General features: G+C 30.9%; 1 protein-coding gene. It reads right to left on the bottom strand.

Features of this window, described 5'->3' with window-relative positions:
• A partial coding sequence (locus tag HMPREF3125_RS08795; RefSeq protein ID WP_070453273.1) for an arsenic transporter occupies positions 1-964 on the bottom strand: 964 nt, incomplete at both ends.

Genomic DNA, 964 nt, shown 5'->3' with positions numbered 1-964 from the left:
ATATGATTAGTGTAAGGTATAAACCTAAGAGTGTTATAAATAGGACTGGAATAGTAATGATAATTCCAGTTTTAAAGTATGTTCCCCATGAAATCTTCACACCTTTTTGTGTTAAGACATGTAACCACAATAATGTTGCTAAAGAACCAATTGGCGTAATTTTAGGTCCTAAATCAGAACCAATTACATTCGCATAAACCATACCTTCTTTAATAGTACCTACTACATTAGATTGTCCGATAGCAATAGCGTCTATTAAAACCGTAGGCATATTATTCATAATTGATGATAAAAATGCTGATATAAAGCCCATGCCCATAACACTGCTGAATAATCCATGACTTGAAATATTGGATAATACATCAGCTAAAATTGTTGTGATTCCTACGTTTTTTAAACCAAATACGACTAAGTACATACCAATAGAAAATAGAACGATGTTCCATGGTGCGCCTTTAATCACTTGTTTTGTATGAACTGATTTAGATTTACGAGCTAACAGTAAAAAGATAATAGCAATAATACCAGCAATGATTGATACAGGAATTTGAATAAACTCACTAACAAGATATCCCACTAGTAATATTGCTAATACAATCCATGAAATCTTAAATAATTTAGGATCTTTAATTGCATTTTTAGGATCTGTAAGATTTTCTGTATCGAACGTGTTAGGTATAGATTTTCTGAAATATAACCATAAAACGAGAATACTAGCAATCAGAGAGAATATATTAGGAATAATCATTCGACTAAAATATTCAATAAATCCAATATCGAAGTAATCTGCAGAAACGATATTAACTAAGTTACTTACAATTAGAGGTAGTGATGTAGTATCAGCAATAAAACCACTGGCAATAATAAAAGGGAAAATCACTTTTTTATTAAATCCTAGATTTCTTACCATCGCTAATACAATGGGCGTTAAGATTAAAGCTGCACCATCATTTGCGAAAAATGC

Source organism: Staphylococcus sp. HMSC13A10 (assembly GCF_001808005.1).
In the GTDB taxonomy this organism is placed as follows: domain Bacteria; phylum Bacillota; class Bacilli; order Staphylococcales; family Staphylococcaceae; genus Staphylococcus; species Staphylococcus pasteuri.
This window is presented reverse-complemented; position numbering and strand designations above follow the sequence as displayed.